General features: G+C 65.6%; 13 protein-coding genes and 1 other RNA gene. 7 read left to right on the top strand and 7 right to left on the bottom strand.

What is annotated here, in order from left to right:
* Window positions 1-297 precede the first annotated feature (297 nt).
* The gene (locus ACDH77_RS17525; RefSeq protein WP_372164441.1) at window positions 298-1,893 is read left to right on the top strand and encodes an APC family permease; all 1,596 of its coding nucleotides are present in this window, start codon (window positions 298-300) and stop codon (window positions 1,891-1,893) included.
* Window positions 1,894-2,071: 178 nt separating this feature from the next.
* Here ACDH77_RS17525 and ACDH77_RS17520 read toward each other — a convergent pair whose 3' ends face one another.
* Window positions 2,072-2,746 (bottom strand): hypothetical protein, encoded by a 675-nt coding sequence (locus ACDH77_RS17520; RefSeq protein ID WP_008573315.1) that lies wholly within the window; start codon window positions 2,744-2,746, stop codon window positions 2,072-2,074.
* 432 nt (window positions 2,747-3,178) lie between these two features.
* On the opposite strand from ACDH77_RS17520, the gene ACDH77_RS17515 reads away from it, so the two are divergent.
* Window positions 3,179-4,162, top strand: coding sequence for an oxygenase MpaB family protein (locus tag ACDH77_RS17515; RefSeq protein WP_014091150.1), 984 nt, complete (start codon window positions 3,179-3,181; stop codon window positions 4,160-4,162).
* Window positions 4,163-4,365: 203 nt separating this feature from the next.
* On the opposite strand, the gene ACDH77_RS17510 is transcribed toward ACDH77_RS17515, so the two are convergent.
* Both ACDH77_RS17510 and ACDH77_RS17505 read right to left on the bottom strand, forming a co-directional pair.
* Window positions 4,366-6,435 (bottom strand): M13 family metallopeptidase, encoded by a 2,070-nt coding sequence (locus ACDH77_RS17510; protein WP_014091149.1) that lies wholly within the window; start codon window positions 6,433-6,435, stop codon window positions 4,366-4,368.
* Window positions 6,436-6,584: 149 nt separating this feature from the next.
* Window positions 6,585-7,280 (bottom strand): glycosyltransferase, encoded by a 696-nt coding sequence (locus tag ACDH77_RS17505; protein WP_008573318.1) that lies wholly within the window; start codon window positions 7,278-7,280, stop codon window positions 6,585-6,587.
* A 282-nt stretch (window positions 7,281-7,562) separates the two neighbouring features.
* Here ACDH77_RS17505 and ACDH77_RS17500 point away from each other — a divergent pair.
* A non-coding RNA gene (locus ACDH77_RS17500) (sX9 sRNA) lies at window positions 7,563-7,637 on the top strand.
* Between the two features lie 22 nt (window positions 7,638-7,659).
* On the opposite strand, the gene ACDH77_RS17495 is transcribed toward ACDH77_RS17500, so the two are convergent.
* The 3 genes from ACDH77_RS17495 to ACDH77_RS17485 form a co-directional block, all read right to left on the bottom strand.
* The gene (locus tag ACDH77_RS17495; RefSeq protein WP_014091147.1) at window positions 7,660-8,655 is read right to left on the bottom strand and encodes an aldo/keto reductase; all 996 of its coding nucleotides are present in this window, start codon (window positions 8,653-8,655) and stop codon (window positions 7,660-7,662) included.
* 137 nt (window positions 8,656-8,792) lie between these two features.
* Entirely contained in the window at window positions 8,793-9,362 is a 570-nt protein-coding gene (locus tag ACDH77_RS17490) for a flavodoxin family protein (RefSeq protein WP_008573320.1), read from the bottom strand.
* A 226-nt stretch (window positions 9,363-9,588) separates the two neighbouring features.
* A complete protein-coding gene (locus ACDH77_RS17485) occupies window positions 9,589-10,485 on the bottom strand; it encodes a LysR family transcriptional regulator (protein WP_109291125.1) in 897 nt (298 codons plus the stop codon).
* 385 nt (window positions 10,486-10,870) lie between these two features.
* Here ACDH77_RS17485 and ACDH77_RS17480 point away from each other — a divergent pair, with 385 nt between their 5' ends.
* The 3 genes from ACDH77_RS17480 (at window position 10,871) to ACDH77_RS17470 (ending at window position 14,867) form a co-directional block, all read left to right on the top strand.
* Entirely contained in the window at window positions 10,871-11,719 is an 849-nt protein-coding gene (locus ACDH77_RS17480) for a DODA-type extradiol aromatic ring-opening family dioxygenase (RefSeq protein WP_029820370.1), read from the top strand.
* A gap of 206 nt (window positions 11,720-11,925) precedes the next feature.
* Entirely contained in the window at window positions 11,926-13,170 is a 1,245-nt protein-coding gene (locus ACDH77_RS17475) for a putative DNA modification/repair radical SAM protein (protein ID WP_008573323.1), read from the top strand.
* Between the two features lie 260 nt (window positions 13,171-13,430).
* A complete protein-coding gene (locus ACDH77_RS17470; RefSeq protein ID WP_031424994.1) occupies window positions 13,431-14,867 on the top strand; it encodes a UdgX family uracil-DNA binding protein in 1,437 nt (478 codons plus the stop codon).
* 517 nt (window positions 14,868-15,384) lie between these two features.
* On the opposite strand, the gene ACDH77_RS17465 is transcribed toward ACDH77_RS17470, so the two are convergent.
* Window positions 15,385-15,942: a fasciclin domain-containing protein gene (locus ACDH77_RS17465; RefSeq protein ID WP_008573326.1), complete on the bottom strand. Its 558-nt coding sequence runs from the start codon at window positions 15,940-15,942 to the stop codon at window positions 15,385-15,387.
* A gap of 661 nt (window positions 15,943-16,603) precedes the next feature.
* Between ACDH77_RS17465 and ACDH77_RS17460 the strand changes: the two genes are divergently transcribed.
* Window positions 16,604-18,280 (top strand): Na+/H+ antiporter, encoded by a 1,677-nt coding sequence (locus tag ACDH77_RS17460; protein ID WP_008573327.1) that lies wholly within the window; start codon window positions 16,604-16,606, stop codon window positions 18,278-18,280.
* Window positions 18,281-18,450 lie beyond the last annotated feature (170 nt).

Genomic DNA, 18,450 nt, shown 5'->3' with positions numbered 1-18,450 from the left:
CTGTGGTTGGGCGTGCGTGCGTGTGCGTAGGCCACGCGCAGAAGCCTTAGTGCCCATCGCGGGTGCCTGCGGGTTCCGGGCACCGGCGGCGCCAGCCTGGCGGCTGTGCAGGCGCTGCTGTCGCTGCTGCAGACAACGAGCCCTGGCGTGCGTGGATCTGCCGCGCACTGCCGGATCGGCAGGATGTCGGCAGCGACGCCCCGGTCGTGCCTGAATACGCACTGACGGCAAGCGGTCGCTTCTGCGATCATTACCGGCTTGTTGCCGGTTCACGGCGTCCTCACTGCCAGGCTCCTCATGTCCGAACACTCGCTACGCCGCGACGTTGGCCCCTTCGCCCTCATGCTCACCGGCCTGGGCTCGATCATTGGCTCTGGTTGGCTGTTCGGCGCCTGGCGCGCGGCCGGCCTGGCCGGCCCCGGCGCGATCTGGGCCTGGGTGCTGGGCGCGGCGATCATCACCACCATCGCGCTGTCGTATGCCGAGCTGGGCGCCATGTTCCCCGAATCCGGCGGCATGGTGCGCTACAGCCATTATTCGCACGGCTCGCTGGTGGGTTTCATTGCCGGCTGGGCCAACTGGATCGCCATCGTCTCGGTGATCCCGGTCGAGGCCGAGGCCTCGGTGCAGTACATGGCGTCCTGGCCATGGGCCTGGGCGCAGGGCTTGTATGTGCAGGCGCCTGGTGGCGCAGGCGAGCTCTCTGTGCCCGGCCTGCTGATTTCCGCGGTGCTGGTGCTGGTGTATTTCTTTCTGAATTTCTGGAGCGTCAAGCTGTTCGCACGCTCCAATACGCTGATCACCGTGTTCAAGCTGGTGGTGCCTGCCGCCACTGGCGTGGCGCTGATCGCCAGCGGCTTCCATAGCGAAAACTTCAGCGTCGGCATCCACGGCGATTCGCATGTGCTCGACCTGGCTGCGGTGCTCACGGCGGTGGCCACCGCCGGCATCGTCTTCAGCTTCAACGGCTTCCAGAGCCCGGTGAATCTGGCTGGCGAGGCGCGTAACCCCGGCCGCAGCATTCCGTTCGCGGTGCTGGGTTCGATCGCGCTGGCCACGGTGGTGTACGTGATCCTGCAGGTGGCCTACATCGGCGCCGTGCCGCCGGATCTGCTGGCCAAGGCCGGCTGGCACGGTATCGATTTCCGCTCGCCGTTCGCCGAGCTGGCCATCATCGTCAACCTGCATTGGCTGGCGATGCTGCTCTACATCGATGCGTTCGTCAGCCCCAGCGGCACCGGCATCACCTATACCGCGACCACTGCACGCATGGTCTACGGCATGGAAAAGAACGGCACCATGCCGGCCGTGCTGGGCAAGCTGCACCCGGTCTGGGGCGTGCCGCGCATGGCGATGTTCTTCAACCTGGCCGTGTCGTTCGTGTTCCTGTTCTTTTTCCGCGGCTGGGGCACGCTGGCGGCCGTGATCTCGGTGGCCACTATCATTTCCTACCTCACCGGCCCGATCAGCGCGATGGCGCTACGCCGGCACGCGCCGGAACTGCACCGCCCGCTGCGTATCGCCGCACTGCCGGTGCTGGCCGGCGTGGCCTTCGTGATGGCCACCGAACTGCTGTATTGGGCACGCTGGCCGCTGACCGGCGAGATCATCCTGCTGATGGTCGTGGCGCTGCCGGTGTACTGCTATTACCAGGCCAAGCAAGGCTGGCCGGATCTGCGCCGCAACCTCAAGGGTGCGGCCTGGATGATCTGCTACCTGCCCACCATTGCACTGGTCTCGTGGGCCGGCAGCACCGATTTCGGTGGACATGGCTACCTCAGCTACGGCACCGATCTGATCGTGGTCGCAGTCGTGGGCGCGGTGTTCTACGTCTGGGGCGTGCGCAGCGGCTGGCGGACACCCTCGGTGGAGAAGGCGGTTGCGCAGGCGTGAATGTTCACAGGCGCTAGCCGGCGCCGACTCCCGGAAACCGGCTGGCGGTCACCGCTGGGAATAAACAAGAACGGCCGGTGCAGTGCGCACCGGCCGTTCTTGTTTGCAGCCGAATCATTGCTGCAGGTAGCGTGTTTCTCGGTCAACGCGTCGCTGCATCGCCACGGGGGGGGGCTGGTCAGGAATTGACCACCAGCCGTGGCGCGCCATCGAAGCGGTCGAGGTCGCGCAGCAGTTCGGTATAGCGGCGTAGCCGGCCCATTTCGCGCATGTTGACGATGTCTTCGTGGCGCAACTCGCGCTTGGACGTGACCTCCTGCTTGTAGCGCAGCACCTCCGGGTAGCGGCGCGTCATGTCCAGCGCGTCGGCAACGCATTCGACCGAGTCGGCGTCCGGCGTCACCCGCGCGCGGCTGTTGAAGGCGCGTAGCCAGCGTTCGAAACCGGCGCTGTGGTCGAACAGGTCGGCGATGTACCACATCACGAACAGGATCGACGCCCACGAGGTGAAGATGATCACCACCCGGCTGAAGGTCAGGTGGTAGTCGTTCTGCCACAGCTGGTGCGTGATCACGCCCAGCAATATCAGCGAGATCGCCTGCCAGCCGATGATCGAGGCGATCACCCACTGCTTTTTGGCCACCTTGAGCAGCGAGAGCTCTTCGTCGAGCTGCGCGTCGGTCTTGTCGCGCCAGTGAGCCACCTGCTCGTCGAAGGGGAGCCGATGGAGTGCGTTGTCCTGCAATAGCAGGCCTAAACCCTGGAACAAAGCGATCATGACAAGCTCCTGACGGATGGCTGGTACGAACGACTTGCTGCACTGGCCGCGGCCGGTGCCCTGGAGCGTCCGCAACGTGCTGGCGAAGCAGTGCGTCGACGGACGGCCTTAGTTCTAGCACTTTCGCTGTGCATGGCAATGCCTCAAACGAAGCGCTGGCCGCGCAATTCTGCGCGGACGCGCACAAATTGCTGAATTCAGGCGGATTTGCTGCCATGCCGTCGCCGCGTGCCTGCGCGGCGCCTTCGATCTTGCTGCACTGCACACCCGGCGCTGCGGCAATTGCCGGGTTCCAAGGACAGGCAAGCTGGCTTGCCGGACATGCTGCAAGGGTAGGACGTTCGGCGACGCCGGGCCCGTTGGTAGAAAGCTCAGCGGGCCTGATCGCCCGGATGGTCAGTACCCCACCCAGGTGCCAGGTCGCGTTCTTCCGGCCGCGCGGTCACGATGCCCGTCAGCATCTGGTCGCCATCGCCATCGCCATCGCCACACTGACGTGCCGAACGAATGCCGGTCAGCGCTACGCTGACCTGGCGTTGCAGATGGGCTGCGTATCATTGCCGCATGTCAGCCGTCCTGCGCACTCTCACTGCCCCCGCCGCCAAACAGATCCACCGCTGGGTGCTCGACGCGTTTCCGCGTGGTCAGAGCACCATCGAATACGATCAGCCGCTGGGCGATCCCGGCATCTTCGGGCCCGACAGCATCACCTGGCGCATCCACTCCGAATTTCCGGGCATGCTGTCCGGCGGCCTGTGCGCATTGATGTTGCAGTTGTTGCATCCGCGGGCGCTGGCCGGGGTCTACGACCATTCCAACTTCCGCACCGATTTGATCGGGCGGCTGCGGCGCACCACCAACTTCGTCGCCGGCACCACCTACGCGCCAGCCGCGGAAGCCGAACAGCTGATTGCGCGCGTGCGCAAGATCCACTCGCAGATTCGCGGCCACACTGCCGACGGCGTGCCTTACGAGGCCAACGACCCGCAGTTGCTCACTTGGGTGCACGTGACCGAGGCCTATGGGTTCTTGCAGGGATGCCGGCGTTATTGCCGCCAGGTGCCTGCTGCCATCGCCGACCGCTACTACGACGAAGCGCGACGCGTGGCCGAGGCGTTGGGCGCAGCCGATGTGCCGGCCAGCGAGGCGCAGGTGGATGCGTATTTCGCATCGGTGCTGGGAGAGTTACGCATGGACGCGCGCTCGCGCGAGGTGCTCGACATCCTCACCAGCATCCAGCTGCCGGTGCCCGCCGCGGGTCTGTCGCGCGGGGTATTTCTCGGCGCCGGCACGGCCTTGTTGCCCGGCTGGGCCAGCGACATGCTCGGCCGCACCACCACCCAACGCGCGCAGGCGCGCGCATCGGCACGGTTGCTGCGCAGCCTGTCGCCGCTGTTCCGCACGGCCTTGCGCGACGGACTGTCTGCGCGCGCATGCAGGCGCATGCAATTGCCGCCGGCGATGTTGCTGGAGTGGCCTGACAGCGTGTAACGGCGGTGGGCCGGGCGGAGCGGGTGTTCTGAGGTGCGCTGGTGGCGCGATAGGCAATCGCTGGTCGTGCCGTTTTTTCGACGGCAACCACGACGTGGGTACTCACGCACTTCGCCATCCCCCGGCATGGCACTGCCGCGCGCCACGACAAACAATGCCGCAGACACCAGCTCCACTGGCGCTGCATCGACCTCGACCAGCACCTACCAGATCCTGACCCGCTGCTCCGGCGCCAGATACAGCTGCTGACCCTGTGTCACATCGAAGGCCGGGTACCAGGCATCCAGGTTACGCACGGTTTGCGCGCGGAAGCGGCCAGGTGCATGCACATCGGTGAGTAGCGCATTGCGCAGTGCCGCGTCGCGATACTTGCCGCGCCAGGCCTGTGCAAAGCCAAGGAAAAAGCGCTGATCCGGGCTGAAACCGTCCAGGGTCCGGGGCTGCTTGCCCTGCAGCGACAGCTGGTAGGCGTCATATGCAGTGGCCAGGCCTGCAACGTCGGCGATGTTTTCGCCCAGCGTCAGCTTGCCGTTGACCGACAAGTCGTCGAACGGTTGGTAGGCGCTGAACTGCGCGGCCAAGGCGTTGCCGGCGCTCTCGAATTTTTTCAGGTCTTGCGGTGTCCACCAGTTGTGCAGCTCGCCGTGTTCGTCGAACAGCGCGCCCATGTTGTCGAAGCTGTGGCTGATCTCGTGGCCGATCACCGCGCCGATCGCGCCATAGTTCACCGCATCGTCGGCGGCGGGGTCGAAGAACGGCGGTTGCAGGATCGCCGCCGGGAAGATCAGGCGGTTTTCCAGTGGTACGTTCAGCGCGTTGACCTCCTGCGGCAGCATGTACCACTCGCGATGATCGACTGCCTTGCCCAGCTTGGCCAGGTTGCGGCGGTATTCGAAGACCTCGGCGCGTTGCACGTTGCCGAGCGCATCATCGCGGCGCACGTCCAGCCCGCTGTAGTCGCGCCAGGTGTCCGGGTAGCCGACCGCCACCGTCAGGCCGGCGATTTTCGCCTTGGCATGCTGTTTGGTTTCGGCGCTCATCCACTCCAGTGCGTCGATGCGTTTGCCGAACGCGGTGATGATGTTCTTCACCATCTCTTCGGCACGCGTCTTGGTCTGCGCGCTGACGTACTTCTGCACGTAGCGCTTGCCGACCGCTTCGCCCAATGCGGCGTTGGTCGCGTCGATGCCGCGTTTCCAGCGCTGGCGCTGCTGCGGGGTACCTTCCAGCGTGGTGCCGTAAAACGCGAAGCGCTCGTCGGCGAAGGCCTTGGACAGGTAGGGCGAGGCGCGATCCAGCGCGCGGAAGCTCAGGTAATCCTTCCAGGTCTGCAGCGGCTCGGACTGCACCAACGCCGACAACCCGCTCACCGCGCGCGGCTGCCATACGATGAAATCCTGTTGTGCGTTGAGGCCCGCTGCCTCGAAGAACACCGCCCAGTCCAGGCCGGGCGCATTGCGCGCGAAATCGGACTGCTTCCAGGCATTGGCGCCGGCCTGCACGTTGTTGGTCTGCTCGGGAGTCGCGTGCACACGTGCCATGGCGATTTCCAGCGCCAGGATGCGCTCGGCCCTGGCGGGCGCATCGTCGATGCCGGCCAGCTCCAGCAAGGTGACGATGTGCGCGCGGTAGGCTTCGCGCAGCTGCGCCATACGCCCGCCGTCCAGGTAGAAACTGCGCTCGGGCATGCCCAGGCCGCCTTGCACCAGATAGGGCACGTAGCGGCCCGGATGATGCAGGTCCTGCGACACCCACAGGCCGAACAGCCGGTCGGTATGGAAATTGGTGGCGTTGAGCAGATCGACATCGGCACGCAGCTGGCCGCCCAAGGTGCGCGCCAGGGCCTGCTTGTCGTCGAGCTGGGCGATCGCTTCCAGTTCCGGTTGCACCGGGCGCACGCCCTTGGCCTCGATGCTGGCTTCGTCCATGTAGGCGGCGTAGTAGTCGCCGATCTGTTTGTCTTCACCGGTGACGCGGTCGTTGGCGGCAGCGCCTTCGATGATGTCGCGACTATGCCGCTCGGTCTCGATGGCGATGGAAACGAAACTGTTGAAGCTGGCGCGATCTTCCGGGATCTGCGTGCGCTTGACCCAGTTGCCGCTGGCGTAATCGAAGAAGTCGTCGCCCGGCGCCACGCTGCGATCCATACCGGCCGCATCGAAGCCGAAATCGCCGAGCTTGGGCTTGCTAGGGGGCGGCGCGGGGTGCGTGCTCGCGACCGGTGTCGCGCCATCGCGGTGGCATGCGGCGGTGGTCAACAGCGCGGCAGACATGGCGGCGATGAGGACGGGGCGATGCAAAGAAGCCATGCGGCGCAGCTCGTATAACCAAAACGGACAGCACAGTGTAGTGGCCTGCAGTGCCGGGTGCCGGTTCCAGCGTAGGCTTCGCCGCGGATCGCGGTGATGCGGACACGCTCGGTTCAGCGCCGGCGCTGATACCAGAAGCCGAGCGCGTCGCGGGTCTGCAGCATGCGCCGCCCGCGCCACAGAAACCGCAACAGCAGGCTCAGGTGCTCGCGCTTGGAAAAGCTGCGCAGCTTGCGGTCGGAGGTGTGCACGGTCTGGCGCAAGATCACAAAGCGTCCGCAGCGCGCCAGGGCGCGGCTCAGTGCCACGTCTTCACCGGCGTAGTAGCGCGTGTTGAAGCCCCCTGCACTGACGAAGGCCACCCGCGTGCAAAACAGAAAGCACCCGGGCGCAATGCCGGAAACACGGAAAAACCAGCCAAACACCGCCTGCGCCATGCGCTCGGACCACACCCGCTTGCCCTGCAGATGCACCTGCGCCCCACCGCCTACCGCGCCGGCATCGAGCGCAGCCAGTGCTGCGCCAACGACGTGCGGGTTGATCAGTGTGTCGGCATCCAGAAACAACAGGCGCTCGCCTCGTGCGGCCTGTGCGCCGGCATTACGCGTGGCGGCGATGTGGCGCAACTGCACCTCCAGCACCTGCGCGCCATGGCTGCGTGCGATGGCTGCCGTGGCGTCTTCGCAGGCATCGGCCACCACGATCACTTCATAGTCCAGCTGCATGGCCTGCGCGCAGGCATGCAGGCACTGCAGCGTGTCGCCGATCAGGGCAGCCTCGTCATGGGCGGGAATCACGAAGGACAGCATGGGGCAATAGGCGTGTGAACTGCAGCCAGTGTGCAAGGGGCTGCGAAGCGGGAGTGTGAGCAGGGGCGGTCAGCATCCAGTACGCGCGATCGACGAGCGCTGCGAAACACACACGCATCTATCGATTGCGGTGTGACAGTTGGATGGCAGCAGTGGCGCGCGGCAAGCTCCACCGGCGCCAACGCAGTGCCGCAGCGCTGGCTGTGCGCTGCGAGGACCCGCGGCATACCGCAAGGCGATTGCGCTCACCGCCATGCGGGCGCGGCCGTGCCCAGAATCGGCATGTGCCACGTTCGTACACGCCGGTTCCAAGTGCGCCGTCCGCAGCCACCTGGCAGCCGCCGCTGCGTGTCAGCCAACCTAGGCCACGCAGCACGGCTCAGCGGTTGACCGCGCCCATCATTGCTTCCGGGTAGCGCGTGCCAGCCGCAGCCTGCGGCGGGAAGATGGCATCGATGCGGGCCAGTTCGTCCGGCATCAGGGCCACATCCAGCGCAGCGATGTTTTCTTCCAGATAGGCCAACCGCTTGGTGCCCGGGATCGGAACCAGGTCCTGGCCTTGCGCCAGCACCCAGGCCAGTGCCAGTTGCCCCGGTGTGATGCCCTTGTCGGCAGCAATGGTCTTGACCTGCTCCACCAGTTGCAGGTTGCGGGTGAAGTTTTCGCCTTGAAAACGCGGCGAATGGCGGCGGTAATCGTCGGCATCGAAATCGTCCGGCGACGAAAACGCGCCGGTCAAAAAACCGCGCCCCAGCGGCGAGTAAGGCACGAACCCGATGCCGAGTTCGCGCACCGCGGCGAATACGCCGTTGTCTTCAGGCTCGCGCGACCACAGCGAATATTCGGTCTGCACCGCAGTGATGGGGTGCACCGCGTGCGCACGGCGAATGGTGGCTGCGGCCGCTTCCGATAAGCCGAGAAAGCGCACCTTGCCCTGTTCGACCAGGCGCGCCATCGCGCCTACGGTGTCTTCGATGGGCACGTTGGGGTCGACGCGGTGTTGGTAGTACAGGTCGATATGCTCCACGCCCAGCCGACGCAGGCTGGCTTCGCACGCGGACTGCACATACGCCGGGCTGCCATCGATGCCGCGCACCGACGGGTCGTTGGGGTCGAGCTTGATGCCGAATTTGGTGGCCAGAAACACTTCATGCCGGCGCGAGGCAATCGCCTTGCCGACCAGCACTTCATTGGTGTGCGGGCCGTACATGTCGGCGGTGTCGAGCAAGCTGATGCCACGATCGAGCGCGCGGTGGATCACCGCGATCGAGGCGGCCTCGTCGCTGCGGTCGCCATAGAACGCGCTCATCCCCATGCAGCCAAGGCCCAGGGCCGAAACGGTGGGGCCGGAACGGCCAAGCGTGCGGGTTTGCATGGGGGGACTCCGTGCAGCAAAAGGTCGGGAGACAATGGCGTGAAAGGCGTTAGCGCGATGTGGCCCACGCGCTAACGCACGGCCCGCGCAGATCGGCAGGCCATGCTGCGATCTGCGCGGGCTGGCGCGGTGTGCAATCAGCCCTTGAGCTTGGCGGCCACTTCGGCCACGCGCTTGCCGAACAGCTTGGCCGTTTCCAGGTCGCCGCGACGCGGCGCTTCGTCCGGCGACGCGTCCGATGGCGAGATCGCCAGTGCACCGCCCCAGCCGCCAGTCCAGTTCACGTCCTGCGGCCCATGCGCCTTGGTGTTGGCCGGCGGCAGCCCGGTGCCCACCCAGATCTGGCCATGCTGTTGCGACAGCGTCCACAAGTACTGGATGGTGGTGGCCTTGTCGCCGTTGGCCGATGCCGAATTGGTGAAGCCGGCAGCGACCTTGTCCTTCCAGGCCTGCGCAAACCACGGTTTGGAGCTGGCATCGGCAAATTTCTTGAACTGCCACGCCGGGCCGCCCATGTAGGTGGGGCTGCCGTAGATGATGGCGTCGGCGGCACTGATGGCATCCCACGCGTCGTCGGGCAGGTTGCCGTCCTGGTCGATGCGGTACAGCGTGGCCTCACCAACGCTGGCCGCGCCTGCGTGCACGGCTTCGGCCTGCTTGACGGTGTGGCCGTAGCCGCTGAAATACACGATGGCGATCTTGCTCATGGGCACTCCTGTTGAACGGGGAGCCGGATTGTGCGCACACCGGTCGCGACAGCAGAATGACCACGCACGGGACGAACTGTTGCCGCGGTCGTTTGCCGCCGCGGGTGAACCGGGATGCGTTTGTCGAAATGTCGCGTGCTTGCGCGCCCAGTTCCCCGATCCCACATCCCGGCCGCATTGGCTCACGTGCCGGATCAGCGACCTGTTTCTTGGCGTCGCCGCTGGCTCAACCAGGTCCGGGCTCGGCCATGCATTCGATCAGGTAATCGATGAAGCTGCGCACCTTCGGTGCCAGGTGGCTGCGGCTGGTGTACACCGCAAAGATGCCGATTTCGTCCAGTGCGTAGTCCGGAAGGATGCGCACCAGCCGCCCTGCGGCGAGGTGCGGCTCGGCCAGGAAATCCGGCTGCATCACGATGCCTTGCCCGGCCAGCGCGGCAGCGTTCAGCACATGCCCGTTGTTGGCGCGCAGGCCGCCGCGCAGGCGCACGTCGATATCGCCCTCCGGGCCCTGAAAGCGCACCTCGTCGCCGCTGGGGGAGTAGTGGTAGAGCAGGCATTCGTGGCCGGCCAGATCGGATGGGTGCCGGGGTGTTCCGGCACGCGCCAGATAGGCCGGCGATGCACATGCCAGGATGCGGACCTTGCCCAACTGCCGGGCGATCAACATCGGCGCCGGCCGGCGGGTGATGCGGATGGCGACGTCGAAGCCTTCTTCGACCATGTCCACCAGGCGGTCGGACAGCGACAGGTCCAGTTCCACCTGCGGGTAGCGTGCACGAAAGCCCGGCAGCAATGCGCCCAGGCGCTCGATGCCATAGCTCACCGGCGCGTTCACCCGCAGTACGCCGGCTGGCTCCAGCGCTTGCGCGCCGATGGTGGCCTCCAGGTCGTCTAGATCGGCCAGCAGCTGCCGGCAGCGCTGGTAGTAGGCGCTGCCGGCACTGGTCAGGCTGACCCGGCGGGTGGTGCGGTTGAGCAGGCGGGTGTCGAGCCGCTGTTCAAGCGCGGCGACCTGGCGGGTGACGCTGGCAGTGGAGCGGTCCAATGCATCGGCGGCGGCGCTGAAGCCGTTGCGCTCGGCCACCGCGGCGAACACGCGCATCGCATCGAGGGTATCCATGGCGGGTCCGATTGTTACCTCAAGTGAAATAATTTATCTGAAGTAACTGTATTTATCAGAATTCTGTAACGAATAGGCTGGTGTGGTGCCTACTGGAGTCCGCCATGACGGCTGGCCTTGCATCTTCGCGTCCCCATCGGCACGGCTGTCTGCATCAGCGTGTGCGTTTGCGGTGCCCGGCATGACCTGCGTGATGGCGTGCGCTCCGGCCGGCTTGCGCCCGCTGGCTGGCGCTTGTGGGCTTGCCGCCGCCGACAGACACGCTTGTCACCGTGGCTGGCGCCCGAAACCCGGGCGGCGACCGGGGACCTGGCGTCATGGGCGGAGTCGGTGATCGCCCGGGCCTTGCCCGACCAGGCGCATTCGCCATGAGGCCGTCGCGCTGATGCTGTTTTCATCGATCAAGGAGCTGTCCATGACCCGCTTGCCTTCCCTGTACATCTCGCACGGCTCGCCGATGACTGCGCTGCAGCCGGGGCAGGTCGGCGAGCGCCTGGCCGACCTGCGGCACGCGTTGCCGCGGCCGCGTGCCATCGTGGTGGCGAGCGCGCACTGGCTGGGCCGTCGCCCGCTGGTCAGCGGTGCGCTGCGGCCGCCGACCATTCACGACTTTGGCGGCTTCCCGGCGCCGTTGTATGCGCTGGACTATCCGGCGCCCGGCGAGCCGGCATTGGCGCAGCAGATCGTGCGCCGGCTGGAGCAGGCCGGCCTGCATCCGCAGCTGGACCCGCAGCGCGGCTTCGATCACGGCGTCTGGGTGCCGCTGCGCCTGCTGTATCCGGACGCCGACATCCCGGTGGTGTCGCTATCGATCCAGCCCGAGCTGGGACCGGCGCACCAGTTCGCGGTGGGGCGTGCGCTGGCGCCATTGCGCGATGACGGCGTGCTGGTGGTTGGCTCAGGCAGCATCACCCATAACCTGCACGACTTGCGCCACGGCTACAGCGCCGAGCGGCAAGCGCCGTACGTGCGGCCCTTCATCGAATGGACCGAACGCAAGCTGCTGGACAACGACATCCCCGCGCTGCTGGACTACCGCCGCCAGGCGCCGCATGCCGCACGCGCGCATCCCAGCGACGAGCACTGGCTGCCGCTGTACGTGGCGATGGGGGCGGCCGGCGATGACCGGCTTGGTGCGCAGCGCATCGACGCCGGCATCGATGCGGGTTTGATGGCCATGGATCTGTATCGCTTCGACGGCCCTGCAGCGGCGGCGGAGCCGATCGCGGCATAGCGCCGGGGTGCGGACGTGGGCGCATCGGCATGTTTGCGCCAAGTGCTGCAATGCCGATCGGGATGGTGCAATCGCACGGTCGGCAGGGGCGGGACGCATGCAGTTGCGAGCGGCCGGATCGCGCCAACCCGCAGCGCTCTAAAGCATTCACGATCGGGTGCATGCGAGTCTCATAGGCTGAGACGCCACCGCTGCATGCTGCCCGCGTGAAAATCCTCGACAAGCTCGCCGTCCTCGCCGACGCCGCCAAATACGATGCCTCCTGTGCTTCCAGTGGCGCCAACAAGCGCAACTCGCTGGGCACCGGCGGCATCGGCAGCACCGAGGGCATGGGCATCTGCCACTCGTACACGCCCGATGGCAGATGCGTGTCGCTGTTGAAGATCCTGCTGACCAATTTTTGCATTTTCGACTGCGCGTACTGCGTCAATCGCGTGTCCAGCAATGTGCGCCGTGCGCGCTTCACGCCGGAGGAAGTGGTCACGCTCACGCTGGATTTCTACAAGCGCAACTACATCGAAGGCTTGTTTCTCTCCAGCGGCATCATCCGCAACTCCGACTACACCATGGAGCAACTGGTGGAAGTGGCGCGGCAGCTGCGCGAGGTGCACCATTTCGCCGGTTACATCCATCTCAAGACCATCCCGGATGCGGCCCCGGAGTTGCTGGCAGCGGCCGGACGCTATGCCGATCGCTTGAGCATCAATGTGGAGTTGCCCACCGAACAGGGCCTGACGCTGCTGGCGCCGGAAAAAAGCGTGGGCGGCATTCGCTCGGCGATGGGCGAGTTGCGCTGGCGCATCGAAGAGAACCAGCTCGAACGCAAGGCCGAAACGGTGCGCCGCGCCAAGCCGCCACGCTTTGCACCGGCCGGGCAGAGCACGCAGATGATCGTCGGCGCCGACAATGCCAACGACCGCAGCATTCTGGACACCAGCCACAACCTCTACGGCAATTACCGCATGCGCCGGGTGTATTACTCGGCCTTCAGCCCCATCCCGGACGCCTCGTCCAAGCTGCCGTTGCAGGCGCCGCCCCTGCAGCGCGAGCACCGGCTGTATCAGGCCGACTGGTTGCTGCGTTTCTACGAGTTCAGCGTGGAAGACATTGCGCCGGCGCAGTCCAGCGGCATGCTCGACCTGGACGTGGACCCCAAGCTGGCCTGGGCATTGCGCAATCCCGAGCGGTTTCCGGTGGATCTGAATGCGGCACCGCGCGAAATGCTGCTGCGCGTACCGGGCCTGGGCACGCGCAACGTGGAGCGTCTGTTGTTGTCGCGGCGGCATGCGCGCTTGCGGGTTGGGGATCTGGCACGGCTGCGCGTGCCAATGAAGAAGTTGCTGCCGTTTGTGAGTGTGCTGGATCATCATCCGCGTCAACGCTTGGATGATCCTGTGCGGTTGCGGGCGCAATTGGCACCTGCGCCTAGGCAGGCGGGGTTGTTTGATTAGTGCCTCTGCGATAAGGCCGCACCGGTCCCCTGCGCTCCTCGCCACGCGCGGCACGGCGCCCAAACTCGCTACGCTCAAACAAGGGCGCCGCTTCGGCCACGCATGACTGCGGTGCTCGGCTCGCTTTAAGGCGACGGGGTGAAGCAAGATCCACGGCCACGGCCACGGCCACGGCCACGGCCACGGCCACGGCAATAGCAGCGGCGATAGGGTCTTGGTGTTGATGGTGGCGTTAGTCTCTGGGGAGTGCGGTGTGAGCGATGTTCAGCGCTGAGGTGGAGCCGCCGTGGAGCTTTGAGGCGTGGCGCGCGTTGGCGCGGGCGGGCTGGTGCGCGCAGGTGGAGCCGGACGATGTGGCCTGGAATGGCGGGGCGCAGGGCGGCTTGTTGATGGGGCAGGGCCTGTTGGCCTTGCCGGCTGTGGTGCCACCACCACGGGTCTCTGCGGATTTCATGCAGCTGGCGGCCTCGGTGCTGTGTCACCGCGACCCGCAACGGCATGCCGTGTTGTATCGCTTGCTGTGGCGCGTTGCCTCTGGAGAAAAAGCCTTGCTGGAGCGCGCCACCGATGTGGATGTGCACCGGCTACGGCAGTGGCAAAAAGCGGTGCAGCGCGATACGCACAAGATGAAGGCCTTCGTGCGCTTTCGCCGCCTGCCCGGGGAAGAAGAAGACTTCGTGTCCTGGTTCGAGCCCGAGCACTGGATCGTGGATCGCGTGGCGCCGTTTTTTGCGCGCCGGTTTGCCGGCATGCGCTGGGCGATCCTGACCCCGTACCGCAGCGTGCGTTGGGATGGGCAGGCGTTGGCCTTTGGCGAAGGCGCGGTGCGCACCCAGGTCCCGGCCGACGATGCGCAGGAGACGCTCTGGCGCACGTACTACGCGCACATCTTCAACCCGGCGCGGCTCAACCCGACCATGATGCGGCAGGAAATGCCGCAGAAATATTGGAAGAACCTGCCCGAAGCCACGCTGTTGCCGGAGCTGATCCGTGAAGCCGGCGTGCGCGTGCGCGAGATGGCCGAGCGCGCGCCCGAGCCGGTACGGCGACGGGTGCCGGCGGCGCCTGCGCCACTGCCGGACGTGGCCACCCAAAGCCTGGCCCAGTTGCGCACTGCCGCACGCGATTGCCGGCGTTGCGAGCTGTGGCAACCAGCAACGCAAACAGTGTTCGGCGAAGGGCCCGACGATGCGTCGGTGATGGTGATCGGCGAGCAGCCTGGCGATGAAGAGGACTTGAGCGGTCGTCCGTTTGTCGGGCCTGCCGGGCGCCTGTTCAACATGGCATTGGGCGAGCTGGGTGTGGACCGAGAGAAGTTTTACGTCACCAATGCGGTCAAGCATTTCCGTTTCGAGCAGCGCGGCAAACGGCGGCTGCATCGCAATCCCGAGCGCACCCATGTACAGGCCTGTAGCGGGTGGTTGCAGGCCGAACGGGCGCAATTGCGTCCGGCCCAGATCGTCTGCCTGGGCGCGACTGCGGCGCAAGCGGTGTTGGGAAGCAGCTTCCGATTGATGCGCGAGCGCGGGCAATGGCAACGCCTGGACGACGGCACGCCGGTGTTGACCACGGTGCATCCGTCCTGGGTGTTGCGCCAGCCATCGACCGATGCGCGCGAAGAAGGGTATCGCGGATTTGTCGAAGATCTCCGTCGATTGCTGGATCCACCGCCGCCGTCCAGCGATCAGTCGAGATAGGGAAACCGCGCGTCGCACGGGCAAAAAAATACGCGTGCAAGGGCACGCGCACGGTGTCGGAGAATCAGGACACCAAGCGGAGCCACCGGCACGCCGGTCACTCCATCACCGCCGCTTGACGGTTTGATTGCGGTCGCTGGAGGCTGGCTCGCGCGACGCACAGCATGTTGAACGAAGACCTGCCTTCGGTAGGACGTTCGCAGATCCACTGCCCTCCACCGTCGATCGGTGGCTTGGAGTTGCTGATCCACTAGCGACAAACAGAACCCACAGGGCAGCCGTCATGCGGTGCCTCTGGTTGCCCGATACCGCACTAGCCGAGACATCTTGTGTGTCGATGTCGCGTAAGGTCTGCGCTTGCTAAACGGTCGCCTCATCGACGGAAACTTCTTCAAGACAGCGCGTCTGAGGCCATGACGCTGCATGAAAGCGCTGCGCCATCGGCGGAAAAACCACATTCCGCCGATGGCAGCGTGCCTGCGTCAGCCGCGACGCGTCGCAGTGCGACGGCAGGCCATTACGGCATCAGCACCTTGTCCACCACGTGGATCACGCCATTGCTCTGCATGACGTCGGCAATGGTGACGTTGGCGGTATTGCCCTTGACGTCGGTGATGGTGACCTTTTTGCCATTGAGCTTTGCGGTCAGCGGTTCGCCCTGCACGGTGGTCAGCGTGGCGCTGCCGCCGCCGGCCTTGATCTTGGCGATCAGCGAAGCAGCATCCACCTTGCCCGGCACCACGTGATAGGTCAGCACCTTGGTCAGCGTCGCCTTGGATTCGGGCTTCAGCAAGGTGTCGACGGTGCCGGCCGGCAGTGCCGAGAAGGCCGCATTGGTCGGTGCGAACACGGTGAACGGGCCCGGGCCCTTCAGCGTGTCGACCAGGCCGGCGGCTTTGACGGCAGCGACCAGCGTGGTGTGGTCCTTGGAGTTGACCGCGTTGTCGACAATGTCCTTGGTCGCCAGCATCGGCGCGCCGCCAACGGTCGGATTGGACGCAGCATAGGCGGGAGCCATGGCGCTGCTCAGGGCAATGGCGGTGGCAACGGCAAGCGACTGGAATGAAGTCTTCATGAGGCATCGATCCTTTTGGGTTGGCGATCGCCTGGATGGCAACCGTAACGTCAATACGCGCCTGCGAAACGGCCGGATGCATCACGCTGTTTTGACATTCATCACCACGTTTGGCGTGGTGATGGTGGCGTCACAGGTGGCTGGTGCCCGCGTGGGCCACGACCGACAGCGATACGACAGCGGTCGCTGCACCCGCACGCGCTCGCGCGTCATCTGTGGCTATAGCGCGATGGTTCGTGCCCTTCCAAGAAAGCGGCAAGGCGATGCGCAACGCCCTTCGATGCCGTGGGCGCGACATGCCTTCGGCTCGATCGGATCGGGCGTTCATGCACTGCGGCCGACGCAGACGTGCCTGTGTCCAACATGCCGGCTGCGGTTGCGGAAACGCCTGTGCGTCATTGCATCGTTCGTCACCGATCGAGCCGCAGCCGCTCGCCACCGCGTCGCTGCACGATCGGTTTGCCGCAGGGCGCGCACTTGAAGCGCGTCACCGCGCCTGCCTCCATTCGCCAGCGTATCGGACGCCGGCCGATTGAACCGATCCGCAACAACCCTGCCGCATCGCCCAACCTGCCAAGGTGCGAGGCAATGCGGTGGTTTTCATCACCGGGTGCAACACGGTATGGTCCGGTAGGTGCGTTGTTGTGCGTCGCAATATGCGATGCCGCGCGTGCGGCCGTTTCTTCATTCCGGGTTCTTCATGCATTCGATCGATGTCGTCCTCGCCATGTTGCTGGCGGTCGCGGCCAGCGGTTACCTCATCCGCATCCTGCCGTTTTCGCTGCCGCTGCCGTTGGTCCAGATCGCGCTGGGCGCGGTGGTCTCCGGCGTCTTCGATGCCGGGCACGAGCTGGAACCGGAGCTGTTCTTCCTGTTGTTCCTGCCGCCACTGCTGTTTCTGGATGGCTGGCGCATTCCCAAGCAAGGCCTGTTCCGCGACAAGGCGGCCATTCTGGAACTGGCGTTGGGGCTGGTCATCTTCACCGTGATTGGGGCCGGCTTCTTCATCCATTGGCTGATACCGGCGATGCCGCTGGCCGTGGCGTTTGCGCTGGCAGCGATCATTTCGCCAACCGACCCGGTGGCGGTGTCCTCGATCGCCTCCAAGGTGCCGATCCCCAAGCGCCTGATGCACATCCTGGAAGGCGAGTCGCTGCTCAACGACGCCTCGGGCCTGGTGTGTTTCCAGTTCGCGGTGGCAGCGGTGCTGACCGGCACCTTCTCGGTGGCGGCCGCTTCGCTGACCTTTCTGTGGGTGGCGCTGGCCGGCCTGGCCCTGGGCGTGGCGACGACCTTTGGGTTGAGCCGCATCCAGGCCTGGATCTGGCGGCATTTCGGCGAGGAGCCCGGTTCGGCGATCCTGGTCAACCTACTTACCCCATTTGCGGCGTATCTGCTGGCCGAAGCCTTCCATGCCTCCGGCATCCTGGCCGCAGTGGCCGCCGGCATCACCATGAGCTACGTGGAAATGGCCGGCAACGCCCCGGGCAATATGCGCCTGCAGCGTTCGGCGGTGTGGGACACGGTGCAGTTCACCTTCAACGGCATCATCTTCGTGCTGCTGGGCGAGCAGTTGCCGGGCATCCTGGACGGTGCGGTGCGCAGCGTGCAGGAGGCCGGGCACCTCAATCCCTGGTGGCTGGCGGTGTACGTGGCCACCATCAGTCTCAGCCTGATGGCGTTGCGTTTTGTGTGGGTGTTCCTGTCGTTGCGCTGGAACATCTTCAAGGCGCAGCGACGCGGCGAGGCGCATGTCAGCCCGCCGTGGCGCATCGTGGTGGCGGTGTCGCTGGCCGGCGTGCGCGGTGCGATCACCCTGGCCGGCGTGCTCACGCTGCCGTTGATGCTGGAGGACGGCTCGCCCTTCCCGGCCCGTCAGTTGGCGATCTTCCTGGCGGCCTCGGTCATTCTGGTGTCGTTGCTGGTGGCCAGCGTCGCGTTGCCGCGGCTGTTGCGTGGGCTGGAGTTGCCCGAAGAAGAAGACGAGCAGCTCAAGGAAGACCTGGCCGTCAAGGCCGCTTCGCAGGCGGCGCTGGATGCAGTGGAAAAGCTGCGCCAGCGGCTGGTGGAAGACAGCAAGCATGCCGAGCGCTACAACGCGGCGGCCAACCAGGTGAGCCAGCGCTATCAGCGCAAGCTCGGCGCGGTGGACATGGCCGAGACCGATCCGGAAGAGGCGGTTGCCTACGAAAAGGCGCTGCGCCAGTTTCGCCATGCGGCCTTGGTGGCCGAGCGCAATGAGCTGTTCAAGCTTGCGCGACGACGCGAAATTTCCGACGACCTGTCGCGGCGGCTGGTGCGCAATCTGGATCTGATCGAGTCGCGCAAGCGCGCGTGAGCGCGCTGATGCGCGCGGGAATCGGGAATCGGAAGTGGGGAATCGCAAGAGCCAAGGCGGTTGCGATGTTTGGGTAGGAGCGCACCTGGGCGCGATGGGGCATTAGCGGGAAAGCCCCATCGCGCTCAAGCGCGCTCCTGCATAGAGATACGCCAACACCGGGGTGCAGC

The organism is Xanthomonas axonopodis pv. maculifoliigardeniae, from assembly GCF_041519315.1.
Taxonomy (GTDB): Bacteria; Pseudomonadota; Gammaproteobacteria; order Xanthomonadales; family Xanthomonadaceae; genus Xanthomonas; species Xanthomonas euvesicatoria.
This window is presented reverse-complemented; position numbering and strand designations above follow the sequence as displayed.

Coding starts and splice junctions, on each gene's coding strand:
- ACDH77_RS17525 (WP_372164441.1), top strand. CDS start 298: ATGTCCGAACACTCGCTACGCCGCGACGTTGGCCCCTTCGCCCTCATG.
- ACDH77_RS17515 (WP_014091150.1), top strand. CDS start 3,179: ATGCCGGTCAGCGCTACGCTGACCTGGCGTTGCAGATGGGCTGCGTAT.
- ACDH77_RS17510 (WP_014091149.1), bottom strand. CDS start 6,435: ATGTCTGCCGCGCTGTTGACCACCGCCGCATGCCACCGCGATGGCGCG.
- ACDH77_RS17505 (WP_008573318.1), bottom strand. CDS start 7,280: ATGCTGTCCTTCGTGATTCCCGCCCATGACGAGGCTGCCCTGATCGGC.
- ACDH77_RS17495 (WP_014091147.1), bottom strand. CDS start 8,655: ATGCAAACCCGCACGCTTGGCCGTTCCGGCCCCACCGTTTCGGCCCTG.
- ACDH77_RS17490 (WP_008573320.1), bottom strand. CDS start 9,362: ATGAGCAAGATCGCCATCGTGTATTTCAGCGGCTACGGCCACACCGTC.
- ACDH77_RS17485 (WP_109291125.1), bottom strand. CDS start 10,485: ATGGATACCCTCGATGCGATGCGCGTGTTCGCCGCGGTGGCCGAGCGC.
- ACDH77_RS17480 (WP_029820370.1), top strand. CDS start 10,871: ATGCTGTTTTCATCGATCAAGGAGCTGTCCATGACCCGCTTGCCTTCC.
- ACDH77_RS17470 (WP_031424994.1), top strand. CDS start 13,431: ATGTTCAGCGCTGAGGTGGAGCCGCCGTGGAGCTTTGAGGCGTGGCGC.
- ACDH77_RS17465 (WP_008573326.1), bottom strand. CDS start 15,942: ATGAAGACTTCATTCCAGTCGCTTGCCGTTGCCACCGCCATTGCCCTG.
- ACDH77_RS17460 (WP_008573327.1), top strand. CDS start 16,604: ATGCCGCGCGTGCGGCCGTTTCTTCATTCCGGGTTCTTCATGCATTCG.